General features: G+C 69.8%; 19 protein-coding genes. 6 read left to right on the top strand and 13 right to left on the bottom strand.

Going from position 1 to position 20,509, the window contains the following annotated elements; translation table 11 throughout:
- Positions 1–46: 46 nt before the first annotated feature.
- The 3 genes from Ahu01nite_RS07745 to Ahu01nite_RS07735 are packed head-to-tail and all read left to right on the top strand — an operon-like array spanning position 47 to position 2,494.
- The gene (locus Ahu01nite_RS07745; protein ID WP_203835735.1) at positions 47–613 is read left to right on the top strand and encodes a GNAT family N-acetyltransferase; all 567 of its coding nucleotides are present in this window, start codon (positions 47–49) and stop codon (positions 611–613) included.
- 35 nt (positions 614–648) lie between these two features.
- Entirely contained in the window at positions 649–1,887 is a 1,239-nt protein-coding gene (locus Ahu01nite_RS07740) for a saccharopine dehydrogenase family protein (protein ID WP_203835734.1), read from the top strand.
- A gap of 43 nt (positions 1,888–1,930) precedes the next feature.
- Positions 1,931–2,494, top strand: coding sequence for a hypothetical protein (locus tag Ahu01nite_RS07735; RefSeq protein ID WP_203835733.1), 564 nt, complete (start codon positions 1,931–1,933; stop codon positions 2,492–2,494).
- Here Ahu01nite_RS07735 and Ahu01nite_RS07730 read toward each other — a convergent pair.
- A complete protein-coding gene (locus tag Ahu01nite_RS07730) occupies positions 2,478–5,546 on the bottom strand; it encodes an ATP-binding protein (protein WP_203835741.1) in 3,069 nt (1,022 codons plus the stop codon). The two genes, Ahu01nite_RS07735 and Ahu01nite_RS07730, sit on opposite strands and share 17 nt — an antisense overlap.
- Positions 5,547–5,627: 81 nt before the next feature.
- Between Ahu01nite_RS07730 and Ahu01nite_RS07725 the strand changes: the two genes are divergently transcribed.
- Positions 5,628–6,503 (top strand): alpha/beta fold hydrolase, encoded by an 876-nt coding sequence (locus Ahu01nite_RS07725; RefSeq protein ID WP_203835732.1) that lies wholly within the window; start codon positions 5,628–5,630, stop codon positions 6,501–6,503.
- Between the two features lie 47 nt (positions 6,504–6,550).
- On the opposite strand, the gene Ahu01nite_RS07720 is transcribed toward Ahu01nite_RS07725, so the two are convergent.
- The 5 genes from Ahu01nite_RS07720 to Ahu01nite_RS07700 form a co-directional block, all read right to left on the bottom strand.
- Positions 6,551–7,156, bottom strand: a complete 606-nt coding sequence (locus tag Ahu01nite_RS07720) for a TetR/AcrR family transcriptional regulator (protein WP_239158697.1) — start codon at positions 7,154–7,156, stop codon at positions 6,551–6,553.
- Positions 7,157–7,201: 45 nt separating this feature from the next.
- Complete coding sequence (locus Ahu01nite_RS07715) at positions 7,202–8,794, bottom strand: MFS transporter (protein WP_239158696.1); 1,593 nt, start codon at positions 8,792–8,794, stop codon at positions 7,202–7,204.
- A gap of 75 nt (positions 8,795–8,869) precedes the next feature.
- On the bottom strand, positions 8,870–9,286 hold the full coding sequence (locus tag Ahu01nite_RS07710; protein ID WP_203835729.1) for a GNAT family N-acetyltransferase: 417 nt from the start codon (positions 9,284–9,286) through the stop codon (positions 8,870–8,872).
- 312 nt (positions 9,287–9,598) lie between these two features.
- Complete coding sequence (locus Ahu01nite_RS07705) at positions 9,599–10,447, bottom strand: class II fructose-bisphosphate aldolase (RefSeq protein ID WP_203835728.1); 849 nt, start codon at positions 10,445–10,447, stop codon at positions 9,599–9,601.
- A 40-nt stretch (positions 10,448–10,487) separates the two neighbouring features.
- Positions 10,488–11,405, bottom strand: coding sequence for a 1-phosphofructokinase family hexose kinase (locus Ahu01nite_RS07700; protein WP_203835727.1), 918 nt, complete (start codon positions 11,403–11,405; stop codon positions 10,488–10,490).
- A gap of 169 nt (positions 11,406–11,574) precedes the next feature.
- Between Ahu01nite_RS07700 and Ahu01nite_RS07695 the strand changes: the two genes are divergently transcribed.
- The gene (locus Ahu01nite_RS07695) at positions 11,575–12,477 is read left to right on the top strand and encodes a carbohydrate kinase family protein (RefSeq protein WP_203835726.1); all 903 of its coding nucleotides are present in this window, start codon (positions 11,575–11,577) and stop codon (positions 12,475–12,477) included.
- Positions 12,478–12,521: 44 nt separating this feature from the next.
- Here the strand turns inward: Ahu01nite_RS07695 and Ahu01nite_RS07690 are convergent, their stop codons facing one another.
- The 5 genes from Ahu01nite_RS07690 to Ahu01nite_RS07670 all read right to left on the bottom strand — a co-directional run bounded on the left by Ahu01nite_RS07690 (position 12,522) and on the right by Ahu01nite_RS07670 (position 17,900).
- The gene (locus tag Ahu01nite_RS07690) at positions 12,522–13,343 is read right to left on the bottom strand and encodes a carbohydrate ABC transporter permease (protein WP_203835725.1); all 822 of its coding nucleotides are present in this window, start codon (positions 13,341–13,343) and stop codon (positions 12,522–12,524) included.
- Complete coding sequence (locus Ahu01nite_RS07685; protein ID WP_203835724.1) at positions 13,343–14,287, bottom strand: carbohydrate ABC transporter permease; 945 nt, start codon at positions 14,285–14,287, stop codon at positions 13,343–13,345. Before Ahu01nite_RS07685 ends, Ahu01nite_RS07690 begins: the two co-directional genes overlap by 1 nt.
- Positions 14,287–15,606, bottom strand: coding sequence for an ABC transporter substrate-binding protein (locus Ahu01nite_RS07680; RefSeq protein WP_203835723.1), 1,320 nt, complete (start codon positions 15,604–15,606; stop codon positions 14,287–14,289). The genes Ahu01nite_RS07685 and Ahu01nite_RS07680 overlap by 1 nt, the downstream gene beginning before the upstream one ends.
- 23 nt (positions 15,607–15,629) lie before the next feature.
- On the bottom strand, positions 15,630–16,517 hold the full coding sequence (locus tag Ahu01nite_RS07675; RefSeq protein ID WP_203835722.1) for an SIS domain-containing protein: 888 nt from the start codon (positions 16,515–16,517) through the stop codon (positions 15,630–15,632).
- A 90-nt stretch (positions 16,518–16,607) separates the two neighbouring features.
- Positions 16,608–17,900 carry an alpha-glucosidase/alpha-galactosidase gene (locus tag Ahu01nite_RS07670; protein WP_203835721.1) on the bottom strand — a complete coding sequence of 431 codons (1,293 nt, stop codon included), beginning with the start codon at positions 17,898–17,900 and terminating at the stop codon, positions 16,608–16,610.
- A 148-nt stretch (positions 17,901–18,048) separates the two neighbouring features.
- Here Ahu01nite_RS07670 and Ahu01nite_RS07665 point away from each other — a divergent pair, with 148 nt between their 5' ends.
- Entirely contained in the window at positions 18,049–18,801 is a 753-nt protein-coding gene (locus tag Ahu01nite_RS07665; RefSeq protein ID WP_239158695.1) for a DeoR/GlpR family DNA-binding transcription regulator, read from the top strand.
- 233 nt (positions 18,802–19,034) lie between these two features.
- Here the strand turns inward: Ahu01nite_RS07665 and Ahu01nite_RS07660 are convergent, their stop codons facing one another.
- Together Ahu01nite_RS07660 and Ahu01nite_RS07655 are read right to left on the bottom strand one after the other, a co-directional pair.
- Positions 19,035–19,772, bottom strand: a complete 738-nt coding sequence (locus tag Ahu01nite_RS07660) for an IS30 family transposase (protein WP_203835719.1) — start codon at positions 19,770–19,772, stop codon at positions 19,035–19,037.
- Complete coding sequence (locus Ahu01nite_RS07655; RefSeq protein ID WP_203835718.1) at positions 19,766–20,158, bottom strand: helix-turn-helix domain-containing protein; 393 nt, start codon at positions 20,156–20,158, stop codon at positions 19,766–19,768. Before Ahu01nite_RS07655 ends, Ahu01nite_RS07660 begins: the two co-directional genes overlap by 7 nt.
- Between the last annotated feature and the right edge of the window lie 351 nt (positions 20,159–20,509).

The raw sequence follows: 20,509 nt of genomic DNA, 5'->3' as shown, positions 1-20,509 counted from the left end.
TTAAACCGATGGTGGGTGGCCCGGCCGGCGGTTAGCGTCCGCGTCCATGGACATACGGCCCGAGAACGACGATGAGCACGACGTGGTGCTCGACATTGTCCGGCAGGCGTTCGGGCGCGAGGGCGCGGTGGTCGCCGAGCTGGTCGATGCCCTGCGCCGGGACGATCCGGACGCTGTCTCGCTCGTGGCGGTGGAGGCGGGGTCGCTCGTGGCGGTGGAAGAGGGCGAGGTCGCCGGGCACGTGATGTTCAGCAGGAGCCTGCTCGACGCGCCACGGCGGCTCGTGGACGTGCAGGTGCTGAGCCCGCTCGCGGTGCGTCCGGCGTACCAGCGAAAGGGGTTGGGCAGGGCACTCATCCGTGACGGGCTCGCCCGGATGGACGCCATGGGTGTTCCGCTCGTGTTCCTGGAGGGCGATCCGGGCTACTACCCGCGCTCGGGGTTCACCCCCGGTGGCGACCTCGGGTTCCGCAAGCCGTCGCTGCGCATCCCCGACGCCGCGTTCCAGGTCGTGCGGCTCACGGCGTACGAGCCGTGGATGACCGGGACGCTCGTCTACTCATCGACGTTCTGGGATCTCGACTGCGTGGGCCTGCGCGATCCAGCGGCCTGATTGCCCCGGGTGGCGGGCACGTCCACAATCAGGCGATGAGGGATCACGACATCGTCGTCTACGGCGCCACCGGCTTCGCCGGGGTGCTCGTCGCCGGGCATCTGGCCGCGCACGCCCCGGCGGGAACGCGGATCGCGCTGGCCGGCCGGTCACCCGAGCGCCTGGCCGCGGTGCGCGCCAGGCTGGGCGTGGACTGGCCGGTCATCGTCGCCGACGCGATGGACGCCGCGGCGCTGGCCGGGCTGGCCGCGTCCGCCCGGGTCGTGATCAGCGCGGCCGGGCCCTACGCGAAGTACGGCCACGCGCTCGTGCACGCGTGCGCGCAGGCGGGCACCGACTACGCCGACCTGAGCGGCGAGGTGCTGTTCGTCCGGCGGAGCATCGACGACAACCACGAGCTCGCTTCGAAGACGGGTGCGCGGATCGTCCACTCGTGCGGGTTCGACTCGATCCCGTCCGACATCGGCGTGCACGTTCTGCACGCGGCGGTCACCGAGGCCGGCGCGGGTGAGCTGACCGGCACGACGCTGGTCGTCACGAGCATGAAAGGCGGCGCGAGCGGCGGCACGATCGACTCGATGCGCACCCAGCTCGACACCGTGCGGGCCGATCGTGCGGCGAGGCGGATCGCGGCCAGTCCGTATTCGCTCACGCCGGACCGGGATGCCGAGCCGGACCTCGGCCGGCAGGAGGACATCGTCACGGTCGCCGCCCGGGATGTGGATCCTGCGTTGCGGGGCACGCTCGCGCCGTTTGTCATGGCGTCGTACAACACGCGGATCGTGCGGCGTAGCAATGCGTTGCGCGGTTATGCGTACGGTCGCGGTTTCCGATATCGCGAGACGATCAGCACGGGCACCGGGCCGTTGTCGCCGGTTCGCGCAGCCGCCACGACAATCGGCCTGGGCGCGCTGATGGCCGGTCTCGCCCTGCGGCCCACGCGGATCGTCCTGGACCGCATCCTGGCGAAACCGGGCGACGGCCCGTCGGAGAGCGCCCGCCGCAAGGGCCATTTCACGATGGACATCTTCACCACGACAACGACCGGCGCCCGTTTCTCCGCACGATTCAAGGCGAAGGGCGATCCCGGGTACGCCGCCACGGCCGTCATGCTCGGCGAATCGGCGCTGGCGCTCGCCCTGGACCGCGACGCTCTGCCCCCGTCACCGGGCGGCGTGCTCACCCCGGCAACGGGAATCGGCGACGCCCTCGTGACCCGGCTGCGGAACGCCGGAATGGAAATCGGGGCTGCGGAACGCGTCGCGACCCATTAACCTGACGCAGCTCCGCCCCCGCATCGATTCCTGAGGTGAGTTCGTGTCCCACCCCGTTCCCCCCGCGCAGCCCCAGCCTGAGCTGCTCTACGGCGCACCGACCGACTTCGGCGCAGCTGCACCCGCGGCTGTCCCGCACACCCCCGCGCCCTATTCGGAAGCGCCTTATGCCGCTCAGCAGGCGCAGGTGCCGAACGGCCATTTCGCGGTCACGGCCTGCCGCATGTGCGGAAGCGTGCCCGCGGCCCCGGTGACGTTCCGCGGGCACCAGGGATTCATCATCTTCATGCGTTTCCTCAGCGCGGAAGGCCCGTTCTGCCGCGACTGCGGCCTGGCAACCTTCCGTTCCATGACGTCCCGCACTCTGGTGCAGGGCTGGTACGGCTGGGCGTCGTTCATCATCACCCCGATCACCGTCCTGATCAATCTGGTCAAACGGGGCAAGGTCGCCAATCTCGGCGTCCCGCAGCCCAATCCGTTCGGCCCCAGCCGCCCGCCGATGAATCCGGGGAAACGCCTGCTGCTGCGTCCCATGACCATCATCGGGCTCGCCATTCCGGTCGCGCTGCTCATCGTCCTCATCACGGCAATCACGCTCGACTCCTGATCGACCGGGACAGCTCACCGAGAATGGCGTCGACCGGGCCGAACGACAGGATCCCGCTCTGTGCCCCGGCCGTCTCACCCGCGGCCGGGAGCAACGTCTCGTAGAGCTGCGCCATGACGTCGCGGGCGCCGAGGTCGATCGCCGCCCGCGCCGCCAGCCAGAGCCGCGCCTCCCACAGCAGGTCGTGCGGAGACTCCGGCAGGGCACGCAGAGCTTCGGCCGCCTCGGCGCGCTTCCCCGCCGCGAGCAGCAGACCCGGCCGCGCCCAGGGCTCATACGGCCCCAGCCCGCCCTCGGGCGCCTCACCCACGGACACCAGAATCAGGCCCAGCAGGCCGTCCGCCACTCCAGGCATGTGCGCCCCGGCCAGCTGCGCACAAGCTTGACGGTACGCAACCACGTCCCGATCGCCGCGGAGCGCACTGTAGAGCGAGGTGAACACCCCGACCATCGGCAGGTCGTAATCGCCGGCGAGCCGATCCGCCGCGGCGGCGTGCTGATCCGCCGCCGCGAAGTCGCCCAGCGCGCACGCCGACTGCAGCTGGATGAGCCGGCCGAGCACCTCGAAGACCACCAGCCCGTGCGCCGCGGCGAGCGCCGTCAGCTCCACGCCGACAGCCGCGCGTGCGGAGGCCTGGCCCGGCTGCTCGAACGTGTGCATGAACCGTGCGTTGAGCGCCGGTGCGAGCAGTGCCGGATCGCCGCTCTCCCGGGCTAGTCGCTCGGCCTCGACCGCGGCCTCCCGGCCTCGGCTGCCGGTGTCTCCGCGCAGCTCGAGCGCGAGGGTGCTGAGCAGCCGGCTGCGCAACGCATCCGGTGCTCCCGGCAGTGCGCTCCCGACCGCCGCCACGATCCGGGCGGACAGCTCCTGATCATCGTTGCGCGGCCAGATCGCGGGCACGTCGAACGCGGTCAGCACATGAGCGAGCAGATCCCGGTCCCGCATCCCGGCCGCGTCACTGATCGCCTGCGCCCGCAACACACGCGTCTGGTCAAGGTGCCCGATCACCGCGAGCGCCCGCCCCAGCCCCATAACGGCAGTCAACCGCTCCCGCCCCAGGCCGCCACCCGCCCGATCGCTGCCCGCCCGATCGCCACCCGCCCGGTCGGCGGCTGCTCGGTCGGCGGCTGCTCGGTCGTGGGTCGCGAGGGATTGGCGCCACAGTCTTGCGGCCTCGTGCGGGTTGCTGCGCGCCTCTGCGCGTTCCGCCGCCGACCGCGAGTAGCGTGCGGCCTTCACCAGGGCGTCGGCCCCTGCGGCGTGTGCGAAATGGTGTGCCAGCGCGGCGTGATCGTCCGGGCGCACCTTTTCGAGGACCCCGGCGGCATCCGCGTGCCATCGGCCCCGGCGCAACGCGGACAGGTCGTCGTAGAGCGTGTCCCGCACCAGGATGTGCGTGAACCGGACCGCCCCCGCAGACTCGCTCAGGAACCCCGCCCGCAACGCCGCGTCCAGCGAATCCAGCACGTCCACGCCCGCGAACCCGCCCAGCACCTCGGGGTCCACATCGCGCCCGAGCACGGCCGCCCGCCGCAGCACGTCCTGCGCGGGGTCCGGGAGCCGGGTGAGGCGGTGCCGGATCACATCGCGGACGCCGTCAGGAATGTCCCCGATCTCCGCCCCCGACGCGTGCAACCGGGCCAGTTCCCGCGCGAAGAACGGGTTGCCCCCACTGCGACGGTGGATCGTCCGCGCCGCCTCCCCGCCGACGTTCCCGACCAGCGCACCGGTCTCCTCCTCACTGAGCCCGCCGAGCCGCACCCGCACCGGCTCGGCCTTCGCGAACCTCGCCAGCGCCCTGCCCAGCCCCTGTCCGACCTCGTGTTCCCGATAGGTGCCGACCACCAGCGCCGCACCCTCATCAGGGTCATCGAGCAACCCGGTCAGCAGGTCAAGACTGTCACCATCGGCCCGGTGCAGGTCATCGGCGATCAGCAGCACCGGCTTGCTCCCGCCGGTCAGCCGCTCGCCCCGCACCCACGGCCAGACAACGGATGCGCCCTCATGTTCCGGGCTGCGCCCCCAGACGGTCACCCAGCCACTCCCGGCGAGCTCGCGCGCGAACGCCTCGGCCAGGGCGGTCTTCCCCGCGCCCGCCTCCCCACCGACCAGCGCAAGCACCGGCCGGCCACGCACTTCGGCCTCGCCGGCAGCAGCCATCAGCCCCGCCAGCTCACCCCGCCGCCCGACAAACCGCCGCCCTGAATCAGCCCGCCCATCAGACCGCCCAGCAGGCTGTTCAGCAGGCTGCTCAGCAAAAGACGGCGATGAGTGTGCAGACGCCCCGGCACGATGCGGCCCCGAAAGGTACGGCGCCTGGGCGAGCACGTCGGCCTCGAGCTGCTTGAGCCGCGGCCCCGGATCGACGCCCAGCTCCGTGACCAGTACCTCGCGGGCCTGCCGCAGCGCACCGAGCGCCTCACCCTGCCGCCCGCACCGATACAGCGCCGTAGCGAGCAGATGCCACGCATCCTCCCGCAACGGCCGCTCCCCCACCTGCGCCTGCAACCCCGCAACAGCCTCAGCGGCACGCCCCAGCGCCATCAACGCCGCGGCCCGCCGCTCAACGGCGAGCAGCCGCAGCTCGTCGAGACGGTCGATCTCGGCGCGCGCCCAGCCCCGGTCGGCGTACTCGGCGAAAGGCGGACCCGCCCAGAGCGCAAGCCCCTCCTCCAGCCTGCCGAGCACCTCCCCGGGATCCCCGGCAGAGGAGGACGTGGTGACCAGACGCTCGAAGAGCCAGGCGTCGACCGCATCGGGCGCGACCCGCAGCAGATAGCCGGGCGGGACCGTGACCAGCAACGATGCGGGCTGCCGGGGAACGCGGTCCGGTTCCAGGGCCCGGCGCAGATCCGCGACGAACGTCCGGATGGCCGCGACCGGGGCGTCCGGCGGTGTCTCCCAGAGGTCCTCCACGAGCCGGTCGACGGACACGACCCGCCCCCGCGCGATCAGCAGCCGCGCCAGCACCGCCCGCGGCCGCGCACCCCGGAGCGCCACGGGGCCGCCCGCGCTGACCGCGCCGACCGTCCCGAGCACCCTGAATGTCATCGCGCTCAAGTCACCATCGTAGGAGCCGGCACTCATCCGCTGCTCATCCGCCACTCATCGCCCGCGCGCAGGCTGGGCCGCATGACCACGTTCACCGGATTCGACCGAGTCACCGTCCCCGTAGCCGGCGGGGTGTCCCTGCACGCCGTCGTCGGCGGGTCGGGCTCCCCCGTCGTGCTGCTGCACGGTTTTCCCCAGACCCACCTGATGTGGCGGCACGTGGCGGCCGACCTCGCCGCCGACCACACCGTCATCTGCCCGGACCTGCGCGGTTATGGCGCGAGCGACAAGCCTCAGGATCTCGACGGTACGGCGTACGCCAAGTCGACGATGGCCGCGGACATCGTCGCGCTGGCCAGGGAGCTCGGCCATGACCGGTTCGCGCTCGCCGGGCACGACCGCGGTGCCCTGGTGGCCTTCCGCGCCGGCCTGGACCACCCGGAAGCGATCAGCCACCTGGCGATCCTGGACGTCGTGCCGACCCTCGACATGTGGGGCGTGCTGCACGGCGTGAACGCGGCCGTCGCGTTCCACCTGTACCTCATGGCCCAGCCGCCGGGCCTCCCGGAGCGGATGATCGGTGCGGCCCCGGACGACTTCTTCGCGTACTTCCTGGACGCGTGGACGAACGACCCCGCCTCGATCCCGCCGGAGGTCCGCGCCGAGTATCTGCGGGCGTCCCGCGAGGCGGTGCCGTCGATCGTCGCCGATTACCGGGCGTCCGCGCGGATCGACATCGAGGAGGACCAGGCCTCCCGGGACACGGGCACCGAACTCCGCATGCCCGTGACCGTGCTGCAGCAGGACTGGGGTGCCGCGCTCGGCTATGACGCCGCCGCGGTGTGGCGCGCCTGGGCACCCGGCCTCACGCACGACACCGTCACCAGCGGCCACTTCATGGCGGAACAAGATCCGGCCACGGTGGTCAAGGCCCTGCGCACGCTCATGGCCCGGTAACAACCTTGGGGGGACGCCCGGAGCAGGACAGCCGCCCTGCTCCGGGGTCAGGCAGCAGCCCCGCGCAGGATCGCGTCGACGAGCTTCTCGGCGAGCCCCTCGGCCGGCACCGCGGGGTTGAAGTGGAACAGGTTCTGCGCCATCGACGGGGCACTGAGCATCAGCGTGGTCAGCTCGACGTCGAGGTCCGCCCGCAGCTCGCCCGTTTCGATACCGCGGCGCAGCACCTCGCGGGTGACGTTGCGGCGGGGCTCGGTGACGCGCTGCCAGACGTCATACAGCTCCGGGTTCTTGGCGATCTCGGGAAGCAGGCAGGCCGTCGCCCGGGTGTGCTTCTCGTTGTCCTTGCCGATGGGCCTGGTCGCGAGCAGGATGAGATCCTCCCGCAGCGACGTGCCCCGCGGGACCGGCGGCGGGCCCTTCATCCGCAGCATCGCGTCGACGAGCAGCGTCTCCTTGTTGGGCCAGCGCCGGTAGAGCGTCGCCTTGCCCACCCCGGCCTTCGCCGCCACCGCCTCCATCGACATGGCGGCGGCGCTCTGGCCGGAGCTGAGCAGGGCAATCACGGCCTCGAGGATCGCGTCGTCGGCCCGGGCGTCACGGGGCCGGCCAGGCGTCTTACGGCACTGGCCGGCTTCCGTGTCGGTAGTCATGTCATCCATTGTTACCGAGATTTCACTTGGTCGCCACGACGGGTGTCATGCCTCGACCAGTTCCACTCCCTGTTCCTCGGCGAGACCCTCCGCCGAGGTCGCCGCCGGTGCCTGCGCGGGGCGCTTGCCCGGCAGCCAGATCGCGGCGACGAGGGCGCCGAGCAGGGCGAAGACGGTCGTCCCGATGGCGGCGTAGTGCATCGCCGACAGGAAGGCGTCGTTCGCGCTGGAGATCAGCGCCTGCCCCGCGGCCCCGGACTGGGACGCGACGCCGTACGCACCGGAAATGGATTCCTGCGCCGCCTCCCGCGCGGCGTCAGGCAGGGCCTGTGTCGCGGCTTCCATGTCGTCACGGTAGAAGGAGGAGAGGATCGCTCCGAGTACCGCGACGCCGAGGGCCCCGCCGACCTGCCGGACGGTGTTGCTGACCGCGGAGCCGACGCCGGCCTTCTCCCGAGGGAGAGCAGCCATGATCGTCTCGGTGGCCGGCGGCATGACGTTGGCCATACCGACACCCATGAGAAAGAACAGGGCACCGACGATCCAGATGGGCGTGCTCGCCCCGATGAACACCCAGCCGAACAGCCCGGCGGCGACGAGCAGCAGCCCGACCGTGCCGACCGCCTTGGGGCCGAACCGCTTGACCATGGCGGCGCTGCGCGGCGCGAACACGAGCTGTCCCACGGCGAACGGGACGAAGAGCGCGCCGGACGCCAGCGGGCCGTAGCCCCGCACGAGCTGCAGGTAGAAGGCGCTGAAGAACATGGCGCCCATGCTCGCGAAGAACACGAGCCCGACCATGCCGGTGGACGCGGAGAACGTGCTGTTCTTGAACAGCTTCACGTCCAGCGAGGGGAACGAGATGCGCCGCTCGTAGAGGACGAACGAGGTCAGCACGATCGCGGCGCCGGCGAGCGTACCCCAGGCCTGCGGGTGACCGAAGCCGTCCTCGCCGCCGGTGATGACGCCATAGGTGAGCAGCGACAGCCCGATGACCGACAGCAGCACGCCCACGAAGTCGATGCGCCCGGGCTTCGGGTCACGTGACTCGGGGACCAGCACGAACAGCAGGACGATGCCGACGATCACGACCGGCACGTTGATCAGGAAGACCGAGCCCCACCAGAAGTTCTCGAGCAGCAGCCCGCCGATGACCGGCCCGATCGCGACGGCGAGCCCGACGGCCCCGGCCCAGACGCCGATGGCGCGGCCCCGCTCGTGCGGCTCGAACACGTTGGCGATGATGGACAGCGTCGCCGGCATGACCGCCGCGGCCCCGAGCCCCATGAGGGCCCGCGCACCGATCAGCTGCCCGGGTGTCTGCGAGTACGCGGAGATCAGCGACGCCAGCCCGAAGACGGCGAGCCCGAGAGCCAGGCTGATCCGCCGGCCGAACCGGTCGGCCATGATGCCGGCGGTGAACAGCAGACCGGCGAAGACAAGGGTGTAGGAGTTGATGGCCCATTCGAGCTGACCCTGGTCGGCCCCGAGGCCGTGCTCAGGGTCGGCGATGGTGCGCAGGGCGACGTTCAGAACGGTGTTGTCCAGAACGACGACGAGCAGGCTGATGACCAGGACGCCGAGAATGGCCCAGCGCCGGGGGTGCCCAGTCTGCAGTTGCCCCGCATGAGGCTGCACTGCCTGAGGTTGATCCATGAGTGTGCTCTCCCGAGCTCGACCGCGATACGATACGGAACTGTTTCGTATCGTGAATCAAGGTAGCTGCCGGCTTTCCGATACGGAACCGTCTCGTATCGAAAGTGACCGGCGACACATCTCCGCCCAGTCGTCGTCCACGATCGAATACACCACGGTGTCCCGCCAGGAACCATCGGCACGACGCCGGTGCTTGCGCAGCATTCCTTCCCGCACAGCCCCGAGCCGCTCGATCGCCCGCTGCGCCCTAACATTCCGGACATCAGTGACGAGAACCACCCGTACCGTACGCAGCGTCTCGAACGCGAAGCTCAGCATGAGCCGTTTCGCCTCGCCGTTGTACCCGCTCCCCCAGAACTCCCGCCCCAGCCACGTGTACCCGATCGTCACCGTCCGCAGCACCGGATCCGGATCGGCGAACGACGTCGTGCCCACGAACCGCCCGGTCGCGACCTCGATCTGCGCATAGGGCAACCCCGCTGACCCCGCGCCCGGGCAGCGAGCGCGCTCATGATGTGCCCGCGCGCATCGTCCACGGTGGCCGGCACCGCCAGCGCCCCACCCGCCGGACTCTGCCACCGGAAAATTTCAGCCGAGTCCTCCGCCGTCCCCGCGGCCGCCCGATAGCCCTCCGCGTGCTCGATCGTCAACGGCTCCAACCGGATCCGCTCACCCTGCAGCACCGGCATCGCATACCAAAGACCGTCGTCATTCACGGCACGCATAGTGGCAGCCGCCCGGCGGACCACCCACCGATTTCTCAGGCCAGGCGAGCTCGCACGAGGGTCAGTGTGACGAAATGGGCTGGGCCAGGAGGCGGAGGGCCGCGGTGACCGTTTCGGACATCGCGTCGCGGGCGGACGTCAGGTAGCGCCGGGGGTCGGTGAGCTTCGCGTCGGCGTCGAGGGTTTCGCGTACCGCGGCGGTGAAGGCCTTGTTGAGGGCTGTGCCGATGTTGATTTTGACCATGCCGGCCGCGACGGCGGCGCGCAGTTCGTCGTCGGGGACGCCTGATGAGCCGTGCAGGACCAGGGGCACGCCGACGGCGTCGCGCAGGCGGGTGATCAGGTCGTGGTCGAGGCGGGCGGTGCGGGTGGCCATCGCGTGGGAGGAGCCGACCGCGACCGCGAGGGCGTCCACGCCGGTTGCCGCGACATAGGCCGCCGCTTCGGCAGGATCGGTGCGTACGCCCGGAGCGTGCGCGCCGTCCTTCCCGCCGATCTCGCCGAGCTCGCTCTCCACCCACAGGCCCCGCTCGTGCCCGCGACGCACAGCTGCTGCCGTGGCGGCGACATTCCGCTCGTACGCCAGCAGCGACGCGTCGTACATGACCGAACCGAAGCCGCACGCGGCGGCCTGGTCGAACAGTTCGTCGCTGACCACGTGGTCGAGGTGCAGCCCGACCGGGACCGTGGCGCTCTCGGCGATGGCCCGGGCCGCGGCGGCGATCGGGGCGAGCCGGCCGTGGTGGAAGCGGACCGCGTTCTCGCTGATCTGCAGGACGACGGGCCGGCCCGCGTTCTCGGCCCCGGTGACCACGGCTTCGGCGTGCTCGATCGTGATGACGTTGAAGGCGCCGACCCCGCTGCCCGTTTCCCGGGCAGCCGCGACGATCTCGCCGGTAGGTGTGAACAAGGGTGGACCTTCCGTTCAGGTGCGGGTGAGGGGTGGCAGGTCAGGTGCGGGGCGGCAGGGCCCGGAGCAGGCGGTGGTACGTGTCCAGGTCGACCGAGCCTGCGACCGGTGCGGCAACCGCCGCCGCGGAGAGCGCCACGGCGTCGGCGAGCAGCTCCGGCCACGGTGTGCGATCGCGCAGCCCCCGCGCGAGGGCGGCCACACAGGCATCGCCCGCGCCGGTCGGATTACCGGCGAGACGCTCGGGGGGAGCCGCCTCCCAGACCCCGTCGGCGTCCGACGCGACCAGACCCAGCGGCCCCCGCGAAACGACAACAGCACGGGCGCCGAACGCCAGCACAGCCGCAGCAGAAGCACCAGCCGCGGTAGAAGCGTCGGCGGTGGGGAAGAGCTCGGCGAGCTCCGCCGCGTTGGGTTTCGCCAGGTCGGGCCCGGCGGCCAGGCCGTGGCGCAGCGCCTCGCCGCTGGTGTCGAGCACGGTCCGAGCGCCCGCGACTGCGGCCAGCCCGATCAGCGTCGCGTAGCCGTCGGCCGGAACCCCGGGCGGCAGCGAACCACTCAGCGCGACCACGTCACCCGAGCCCACCAGCGCGCGGAAACGCTCAAGGAACGCTGTCCATTCGTGCGAGCTGACCAGAGGCCCCGGCTCCCAGAAGCCGGTCGCGTCGTCGCCGTCGGCAACCGCGACCGTGCGCCGGGTCTCCCCCGCGATCGGGACGAACGCGGCCGCGATCCCGTGCCCGGCGAGCAGGTCGCTGATGCGCGCGCCGGTGGAGCCGCCCAGCAGGCCGGTGGCGACGACCGGCTCGCCGAGCTGGGCGAGCACGGCCGCCACGTTGAGCCCCTTGCCGCCGGGGCGCTCGGCCACCGCGGACACCCGGTGGGTGCCGTGCGGGACCAGCGCGTCGACCGTGTAGGTCAGGTCGAGTGCGGGGTTCAGGGTCACCGTGACGATCATCGTTTCAGCAGCCTCGTATGCCTAGGGTGTCGCCGATTCAACTGATCGAACGAACAGGTGTCAATAGCCGTTTGTGCGCGTATGGTGCTCTCGGCCTGCTATTCACGGGCGTTGACTCGCAAGTGAGCATTCTGAGTTGTTCATATGGACAACCAAGGACGGGAGAGACATGGACGTTCTGGTGGTCGGGGACGCGAATCCGGACCTGGTGCTGCGGGGCGACGTCCGGCCCCGCTTCGGTCAGGCGGAGCAGCTGCTCACCGGCGCGGACCTCGTGCTCGGCGGCTCGGCTGCCATCACGGCCGCCGGCTGCGCGCGGCTCGGGCTGAACACGACGCTGCTCACCGCGCTCGGTGACGACGTGTTCGGGGCGATCACCCGGCAGCGGCTCGAGGAGCGCGGCGTCGGCCTGCTGCTCGCGACGACCGCACCGGAGATCCCCACGGGACTGAGCGTCATCCTGACCCCGGACGACGACGACCGCTCGATCCTGACACTGCCGGGCACGATCCCCGCGCTGCGACCGGAGGACGTCACGGACGAGCACCTGGCCGCCACCCGCCACGTACACGTCGCGTCGCTCTATCTGCAACCGGGTCTGGCCGCAGGCCTCGCGGGAGTGTTCGCACGCGCACGCGCCGCGGGTGTGACCACCTCACTGGACACCAACTGGGATCCCGCCGAACGCTGGGACTCCATCACGGACATCCTCGAGCACACCGACGTGTTCCTGCCGAACGCGAACGAGCTGCGCGCGGTCACCGGCGAGCAGGACGTGGACAAAGCCGCGGTGATGCTGGTCGCCCGGGGCACCACTGTGGTGATGAAGAACGGCGCGGCGGGCGCGCGGGCGTGGGGACCTGACGGCGAATCGTCCGCTCCCGGGCGTACGGTCGACGTGGCAGACACCACCGGCGCGGGTGACAGCTTCAACGCGGGTTTCCTGGCCGGCCGGCTCGCCGGACTGCCGGTCGCGGAAGCGATCCGCTGGGCCGCCGCGGCGGGTTCTTTGAGCACCCGGGCAGCGGGAGGAACCGCCGCCCAGGCCACCCGCGCAGACCTGGAAGCCTAGAAAACACGCCGTGACCCGGCGGATGTGTCCCGCCGAGTCACGCATCAACCCTTCAGACCGGTGAACGTCATCGTCGCGATGAAGCGGCGCTGGGCGACGAGGAAGGCCACGATCAGCGGCAGCGTCGCGATCACGTTGCCCGCCATGAGCTGCGACCACTCCGTGCGCCGGGTGCCCTGGAAGCTGGCCAGCCCGACCTGCAGCGTGAACTTCGTGTCGTCCGAGATCGCCACCAGCGGCCACAGCAGATCGTTCCAGCTCGACAGCAACGTGAAGATCGCGAGCGTCGCGAGCGCCGGACGGGCGAGCGGCAGCACCACGCTGACGAACGTGCGCAGGGTGCCGGCGCCGTCGAGCCGCGCGGCCTCCTCCAGCTCCACGGGCAGGCCGAGGAAGAACTGCCGCATGAGGAAGATGCCGAAGGCCGAGGCCAGCCAGGGTACGAACGCCGCGGCGAGGGTGTCCACGATGCCGATGCGGGCGAACATCAGGTACGTCGGGATCATCAGCAGTTGCATCGGGACCATCACCGTGGCGACGATCACGACGAACGCCAGGCCCCGGCCCGCGAACTTGAGCCGGGCGAACGCGTAGCCGGCCAGGGAGCACAGGATCAAGTGCGACACCACCGCGACCGCCGACACGAGGACGGTGTTGGCGAACCAGCGCACGATGTGCGACTCGCTCAGCAACGCGCGGTAGCCCTCGAGGTGCAGGCTGGTCGGGATGAACTTCGGCGGGAACTGGTTGATCTCCTGCGCGCTCATGAACGAGGTCAGGACCATCTGCACGAGCGGCAGCACGAAGATGAGCGCCAGCGGCATGAGCAGCAGGTGCCACGGGCTGAACGGCAGGCGCCACTTCATCAGAACGACTCCGATCCGTTACGGCGGCTGTACCACATCACGATCAGCGTGAGCAGCAGAGTCACCGCGAACAACAGGTACGCGAGCGCCGCGCCGTAGCCGAGCCGCTGGGTCTGGAACGCGAGCTCGTAGATGTAGTAGACGACCGTCTGGGTGCTGTTCATCGGGCCGCCGCGGGTGGTGGTATAGATGAGGTCGAACAGCTGCATCGCGGTGATGGTCTGCCAGATCGTGGTGAAGACGGTCACCGGGCGCAGCTCCGGCAGCGTGATGTGCAGGAACACCCGCCACCGGCTCGCGCCGTCCACCGTCGCCGCCTCGACCAACTCCGCGGGGATGTCCTGCAGCGCGGCGAGATAGATGACCGCGCAGAAGCCGACCTCGCCCCACAGCGCGATGAGACAGATGACCACCAGGGCCTGATTCGGATTCTCCAGGAAGCCCTGGGTGGGCAGCCCGATCCGGCGCAGCACCTCGTTCGCCGCCCCGAACTGCGGGTTGAAGACGAAGCTCGCGAGGATGCCCGTCGCGGCGGCGGACGCCACGTAGGGCACGAAGATGCACGTGCGGTAGAAACCGAGCAGCCGGATCTTCTGGTTGAGCGCGACCGCGATGAGAATGCCCAGCAGGATCGAGCCCGGCACGAACAGCAGGGTGAGCACCAGGGTGTGCTTCGCCGCGGCGGCGGCGTCCGGGTCCTGCACGATGCGCTCGTAGTTGCGCCAGCCGAGAGCGGTCGCCGGTGCGATGCCGTTCCACTTGGTACGCGAGATGAAGAACGCCCACACCGCCGGGAAGATCGACAGGCCGACCACCACGAGGGTGGCGGGGGCGGCGAAGCCCCAGCCGATCAGGGTGCGGCGGGCGGCCCGGCCGCGCCGCCTGGGCGGCCGGGGTGCGCTCTCCTGCTGCGTACGCGGGGTCGCCGCGAACGTGACAGCCATCAGTCCTCCAGCGCCCCTTCGGACTTCTTGGCCGCGTCGTCGAGCGCCTGCTGGGGCTGCTTGGCGCCCTGCAGGACCTCGGCGATCGCGTCACCGACGTTGCGGCTCATCGCCTCGTAGCCCGCCACGGTCGGCCGGGCCTGCTTGGCGTTGGCCAGGTTGTCGAAGAACTCCTGGCCGCCCGGGTACTCCTTGACGTACGCCGCGAACTCGGGGCTGCTCTTCTCCGAGGTCCGCAACGGCAGGTTACCGACGGCGAGGTTCCACTTGGCGTCGGTCCCGGAGCTGGTCAGCCATTTGACGAAGTCTCGCGAGGCACCGGCCTGGTTGGCGTTGTCATGGTCGAACAGCACCCACAGGTCGGGGCCCGAGATCGTCTGGTGGTCACCGTTGGTGCCGGGCAGCACCGACACTCCGTACGAGACCTTCGAGGTCTTGAGCGGGTCGAGCAGCGACCACGGTCCGTTGATGACCATTCCCACGCGACCGCTCGCGAACAGCGGCATGTACTTCTCGTCGGTCTGGTCGAGGTACATCGACTTGTCGTCGACGGCCATGGCGCGCAGGGTCTCCAGCGCGGTCACACCGGCGGCGGAGTTGAAGGCGGGCTTCTTGCCGTCGAGAATCTTGCCGCCGTTCTGCCACAGCAGGGGCCACAGGTGCCAGGTGGTGTCCTCGCTGCCGGAGACGGAGTACGCGGTTCCGTACGTGTTGGTCCCCGGGTCCGTCAGTTTCTTCGCCGCGTCGCGGAAGTCCTGCCAGGTCCAGTCCTTCGTCGGGTACGCGATGCCCTTGGCGTCGAACAGCTTCTTGTTGTAGATGATCGCGAGGTTGTCCACCAGCGCGGGGACGCCGATGACCTTGCCCTCGGCGGAGGTGGCGGTGAGCCGGGCCGCCTCCGGGATCTCGTTCCAGGCGAAGGACGGGTCGTTCACGAACGACGTGATGTCCTGGGTGCGGCCGCTGGCACCGAGCTCGCCGGCCCAGCTGCCGAACGCGTACGAGATGTCGGGGTAGCTGTCACCCGCGAACCCGGCGGACAGCTTGGTGAGCAGGTCGTCGGTCGTCGGGGCGCCCGCCGACGTCTTGATCGTGACGTTCGGGTGCGCGGTGTGGTATTCGGCAGCGAGGCTCTCGGCGACCTTCTCGGCCTCCATGGTCTGCCCGGTCCACCACGTGATGGTGACGGCGGCCGACGGGTCGTAGCCCGCCGCGGCGTCCTTACCGTCGTCGGTCGTGCCGCCGCTGCACGCGGCGAGCAGCAGGGCCGTGCTCGCCACGGCCATAAGCCGGGCCCGCCGGCCGGTCCAAGTTGTCATCACTGCCGAACCTCGATCTCTTGTCAGACCGCGTCGGTGAGTACCACCGAGCGGGTCAGCAAACGGGGGTGATCCGGGTCGAGGCCACGCTGGGCGGCCAGGGCGATTGCGAAACGCTGAGCGAGGACGAGCTGGGCGAGCGGGTCGCGGTCGTCGCGGTAGGTGGTGGCGCCGGCCGAGCGGCCGACGTCGTCGAGACCGGCGGGGACACCGCCGAAGGAGAAGACCAGGCTGTGGTCATTCGCCACAGCTACCGGTCCGTGCCGGAAATCCATTGCGGGGTACGACTCGGAGTACGCCTGCGCGGCCTCGCGCACCTTGAGCGCCGCCTCGTGAGCGAGCCCGACCGTCCAGCCGGTGCCGAGAAACACGAGGTGCTCGATGGTGGCCGGATCGGCGGGCAGCGCGGCGGACAGTGCCGCCCGCCCGTCGTCCGCGAGGTGGGTCAGGTCCTCGCCGAACGCCGCACGGGCGAGGGCGAGCACGGTGGTCGGGAAGCGGGTCTGCACGACACTGCTCTCGTCGGCGAAGTCGAGCAGGATCCGTGCCTCGGCGAGGGCGTCGATGGGCATCCCGGGCACCGCGGTGACCGCTACCCGGTGGGTTCCCTGCGGCACCTGCCGCAGCGCGTCGAGCACCTCGGTGGAGGTGCCCGACCGGCTGATCGCCACGACGCGGTCGTAGCGGCGGCGGGGCCGGTATTCCGAGGCGCACACCGCGTCGGTCTCGCCGAGACCCGCGCTCTCCCGCAGCTCGGCGATGCACTGGGCGACGAACCAGCTGGTCCCGCACCCGATGATCAGGACCCGCTCGCCGGGGGCGGCGAGCTGCTCACGGGCTTCGCCGGTGAGCGTGAGTGCCTGCTCCCAGACGGCGGGCTGGCTGGCGATTTCCTCGGACGTGGCGTTCATGGTGCAGGATTATGCTCGTTTGTTTTCGCTTCACAAGATGTGAACAACAAACGAGCATTCCATGTTGCGCACCTTCCTGCACACTTTCGCTTATCGGAGCGCTTCGGGCATGAGATCGCCGTGCGCCGCGGTCAGTTCGTCGCACAGCGACCAGATCTGGTCGACGGTGAGCGTCGCGGCGGTGTTCGGGTCGGCCATGGCGGCCTGGCGGACCATCCGCTTGTCGCCGGTGATCGCCGCACGCACGGTCAGTTCGCCGACGCTGATGAAACTGCGGTTCGGTGCCGCGCACTGCAATGGCAGGTCACCGACGAATTCGGGGCGTACGCCGAGAGCGTCCACGACACACGGCACCTCCACGGCGTACCCCTGCGGAAGGTTGGTGATCAGGCCCGTGTTGGCGACGTTGGCGTGCACGATCCTGCGCGTTCCCGTGGTGATGCTGTGGATGACCTGCGGCGCGTACTCCGTGGCCTCCCGGCTGATGTCGAGCGGCTCGCCGGCCAGGACCGACTTGCGCGTCGCGTGGTACTCGGCCACGTTGTCCGCGCTGATGCGCAGGTAGTCGCCGACCGGGATGCGCAGGCGCTCGATCTCGCTGTCGTGGTGCAGGTACCAGGGCACGTACTCACTGGAGTGCTCGCTGGTCTCCGTCGGGAAGTAGCCGATGCGCGAGTACATGTCCATGCGTACCCGCCGGCGCAGCTCGGGATCCTTGGCCAGCAGCTCGTCCAGCCGCGGGTAGAGGCTCTCGCCGCGGTGCTCCCAGCGCAGCAGCCAGGCCTGGTGGTTCACGCCCGCCGCGCGGTATTCCACTTCATCCAGGGGTACGCCGAGCAGCTCACAGAGGTCGTGCACGGTCCAGAACACCGAGTGGCAGAGCCCGACCGCCTTGAGGTCCGGCGCGACCGCCGCGAGGTAACCGATGTTCATCGCCATCGGGTTCGTGTAGTTCAGCAACCAGGCGTCCGGGCACAACTCGCGCATGTCGTCGGCGATCCCGTGCAGCACAGGGAACGTCCGCAGCGCCCGGAAGATCCCGCCGATGCCCAGCGTGTCCGCGATGGTCTGCCGCAGCCCGTACTTAGCCGGGATCTCGAAGTCGCGCACGGTCGCCTCGTGCATGCCGACCTGGATGGCGTTGATGACGAAGTCGGCGCCGTCGAGCACGGCCCGGCGGTCGAGGCTGGTGGTGATGACCGGCTCGGCGCCCAGCTGGGAGGCGGTCCGGCGGGCGATCGCCTCGGCGGTCTCCAGCCGTTCCGCGTCGATGTCGTGCAGCGCGAGGGTCACCCCGCGCAGTTCGTCGAAGGAGAGGATGTCGGCGAGCAGTTCGCGGGTGAAGACCACGCTGCCGGCGCCGAGGAAGGCGATCACTGTCATGGCGTGAGTGTCAGTAGTTATCCACAGACGCGCAAGGAATCTTGGCTATTCGCTCAGAAACGAACTAGCCTGACTGCGCGTTTGGTCAAACGCCACGACCTTGCGAAGGACTCCCATGGCCCGAACCTCGATACGCAAAGCTGACCGGATGTCAGCCATCCTGGAGCGCTTCGCCAGCACCGACTCCGTGGACGCCCGCGACCTCGCCGACGAGTTCGAGGTCTCCCCCGCCACGATCCGCCGCGACCTGCGCGACCTCGAGGAACGCCGTCTGGTCGTCCGCAACCACGGCGGCGCCAAGGCCGCCGAGTTCGCCTACGAGCTGCCGGTGCAGTACCGCAGCGGCCAGCACCGCGAGGCGAAGATGCTCGTGGCGAAGCGGGTCGCGGACATCCTCCCCAAGGGCCTGCTCACGCTCGGGCTGACCGGTGGCACCACCACGCACATGCTGGCCCGGATCCTCTCCGAGCGGGTCGACCTCACGGTGGTCACCAACGCCCTCAACATCGGCGGCGAGCTAGCCCTGCGCCCCCGCCTCAAGCTCATCATGACCGGCGGCGTCTCCCGCACCCAGTCCTACGAGCTGGTCGGCCCGATCGCCGACCACGCCCTCGCCGGCCTCAACATCGAGGTCGCCGTCGTCGGCGTCGACGGCATCAGCGCCCGCGGCGGCCTGACCACCCACGACGAGATCGAGGCCAACACCAACGCCCAGATGATCCGCCGCTCCAACAAGGTCATCGTCGTCGCCGACGGCTCCAAGGTCGGCAAAATCTGCCTCGCCCGCATCTGCTCCATCACCGACGTCGCCACCCTCGTCACCGACGACTCCGCCGACCCCACCGGCATCGAAGCCATCCGCCGAGCCGGCACCGAGGTCATCGTCGCCGACGGCAAGTGACAACTCCAGCCTGACACGGGCCAGCCTGACACCGGCCGGCCTGGTGCGGGGGCCTGGTGCGGGGGCCTGGTGTGAGTGCGCTTGATGCCGGGGAACGATGTGAGTGGCCCGTGGGTTTTGAGCGGTCGTGGGTGACGGCGGCAGGAGGCCATCACCGACCCTGGGCAGCAATGTGACGACGCAGAGTGAGCCGTCACGTCTGGAAGGTGTCCGCGAAACAAGAGGTCTTAGATTCAAAGAGTCAAGGCAACACACTGGGCAGGCGTGCGGTAGCCGAGGCACTTGCGTGGCCGGTCGTTCAGTCGTGCGGCGAGGACGTCAAGGTCGGCCTGGCTGTGGAGGCTGAGGTCGGTACCTTTCGGTAGGTATTGGCGGATGAGTTTGTTGGTGTTCTCGTTCGTGCCCCTCTGCCAAGGGCTGCGTGGCGCGGCGAAGTAGACATCGATGCCGCTGCCTTCGGTCAGGTGCCGGTGCCCGGCCAGTTCCATACCGCGGTCCCAGGTCAAGGTGGCGAGTAGACGACGGTCCATCCGCGCGAAGGCGTGCTGGAGGGCGGGGATGACCGCGGCGGTGTGGCGACTGGGCAGCGCGACCATGGTCAGGTAGCGGGACTTGCGGTCGACCAGGGTCGCTACCTGGCTGTTCTTGGATCCGATGATCAGGTCGCCTGCGAGGTGGCCGAGTTCCGTCCGTTCAGTGGCGCCGGACGGCCGGTCATCGATCGGTCGCGCGCCGATGATCTGTGAACGCCACTGGCCTTTGACCGTGTGGCGCTTGTTCTTGCGGATGGGACGACCGGTCCGCAGCCTGTTGCAGAGTTCGCGCGGGATGACCTTCCAGCGGGTGGTGTAGATCGCGCGGTAAATGCTCTCGTGGCTGATCGCCATCAGCGGGTTGCCGCCCTGAGTCAGCCGTAGGTGTCCCACGATCTGTTCGGGCGACCACTCATTCTCCAGTAACTCGATCACCACCTGCCGAAGCAGCGGATTCGCCTGCAGAGCAGAGGGTTTCGGCGACGCATCTGTTCCTGGGCGCGTTGCTCGGCGGCGAACGCACGATACTTTTCTCGGCCGCCGTTGCGCGCCACCTCCCGGCTCACCGTCGACGCCGGGCGGTCGATCGCCACCGCGATCGACCGCAGCGACATTTCCGCTTCGAGGCCGCGGGAGATCGACTCCCGGTCCTCCGTCGTCAGGCGATCCGCTCGTCTCACCCTCTCGGCCGGCGCGATGCCGCCGTGGTGCTTCAGCACGGTGAAGACCGACCCCGGCGGCTTGCCCAGAGCTCGGCCGATCACGCTGATGGAGTCACCGCAGCGCCACCGCCGCCACAAGTCCTCTTTCATCGCGTCCGACATGCCAGGTCGACCCATCTGTGCCACAAGCCACCCATCTACCAGCACCGTTGCATTGATCACCTGAATCTAAGGTGGCTTCGTTCGCGAGTTCGGGCGCCAGAGTTCGCGGCTTCGGCGCCAGGTTGTCCGGCACCCCGTGCCGCAATGCCCGTAAGGACCGGCACCAATCGCGGACCTGGACGACTCCGTCACGGCGACGGTCGCTCGCGGGCCCGATCACGCTGCGCGCAAACGATCATGCGACCTCTCGGGCACGAGTGCCCGGATCTGCCGATGACAACAAGACGGCCAACGAACTCGTGGCGCGGTGAGCACGACGATCACCTCCCGGGACCCATCCGCCACCACTTC

It is taken from the genome of Winogradskya humida, from assembly GCF_016862215.1.
GTDB lineage: Bacteria > Actinomycetota > Actinomycetes > Mycobacteriales > Micromonosporaceae > Actinoplanes > Actinoplanes humidus.
Note: the sequence above shows the minus strand (reverse complement) of the source record. Positions and strands in the feature narration are given on the sequence as shown.